This is a genomic window from Streptomyces xingningensis, assembly GCF_054957865.1.
Genome location: NZ_JBDJPF010000169.1, coordinates 1 through 988 on the forward strand (window position 1 = coordinate 1; position 988 = coordinate 988).

Annotated in this window: 1 protein-coding gene and 2 pseudogenes; all 3 read left to right on the plus strand. The window is 66.0% G+C overall.

Annotated features, from left to right (window positions below; genetic code table 11):
• Positions 1 to 360, plus strand: a pseudogene (locus ABCR83_RS32670) (ATP-grasp peptide maturase system methyltransferase); the annotation flags it as partial.
• Between the two features lie 60 nt (positions 361 to 420).
• Positions 421 to 549: pseudogene (locus ABCR83_RS32675) on the plus strand (DUF397 domain-containing protein); the annotation flags it as partial.
• 33 nt (positions 550 to 582) lie between these two features.
• On the plus strand, positions 583 to 846 hold the full coding sequence (locus tag ABCR83_RS32680) for a hypothetical protein (RefSeq protein WP_462698893.1): 264 nt from the start codon (positions 583 to 585) through the stop codon (positions 844 to 846).
• Positions 847 to 988 lie beyond the last annotated feature (142 nt).

Below are 988 nucleotides of genomic sequence, written 5' to 3' on the forward strand. Positions count from 1 at the left end.
ATGACTCCCAACTTCCCTTGCAGTCACGGTCTCTACGCTACGAGGGGAAGGCCACTCGGGGCTGACGTGCTGGACGACTGGACAGCCCGATTCGTCGCACAGTTCGCCGTGCCAAATGCCCAGCGGCTCGTGCTTGAACGTGACGGACGCCCGGAACACGTCATCATCGATGTGAAGGCCGGAGTATGGGCCGCGCTGTATCAGGACGACGGGCAATGGATGGTCCGGCAGGCCGGCCCCGATCACCTGTGGGATGTGATCACCGAACACGTCACGCAGTGGCAGAAGGACAGGCAGCCGTCGGCGGAACGCATGCGGCTCCACGTCGGTCCCGACGGCCAACACATCACGTGGACGTGATCACAACCGGGCGCGCATAGACCCTCATGGCAAAGCCCCGAGGGCTGTCCCGGCGTGTGCGCGTCGTCCGGCGTCGTCCCCGTCCGTGACAGCAAGGACCCGCATGGCCCTGCGTTGCAGTTCACGCCGGAAGCATGGGCAACTTTCGTCGGCGGCCTCCTCGAAGGAGACGGCCGTGGCGATGGCTAGGATTCCTGCAACGCATGGCAGAAGGGCAAGGGCATGGACGCGGAAGAAGCTCAGCAAGTGGATGCCGTACTGCGACGATTGGGGGTCCCCGGAGTGGTCGCACCGGAGGACCCGGACGACCCAGCAGAAGCCTGGCGCGTGTATGACAGCCCCGATCCCAGGACTCGGAAGGACACCACCGCTGACGCCCTGGCGGCCGTCGTGGCGAAGTTCCAGGAGACCACCCCGGAGCCCACCCAACGCGCCGAGGGCGGCCCCACGCGGGGCTTCGTCATTCCGCCCAACGAGGAAGACTGACCCGCCCCAACCGGCCCTGCCCGTACGCTGTCTGTGGCGCGTGGGCAGGGCTTTCGCATCAGCATGTGAGCCCGCCCAATCCGTGGAAGGGTCCTCACCTGCTGGCTCGCAAAGTCGGGTGGGTGTGCGTAACCACGTATGA

Coding starts and splice junctions, on each gene's coding strand:
- ABCR83_RS32680 (WP_462698893.1), top strand. CDS start 583: ATGGACGCGGAAGAAGCTCAGCAAGTGGATGCCGTACTGCGACGATTG.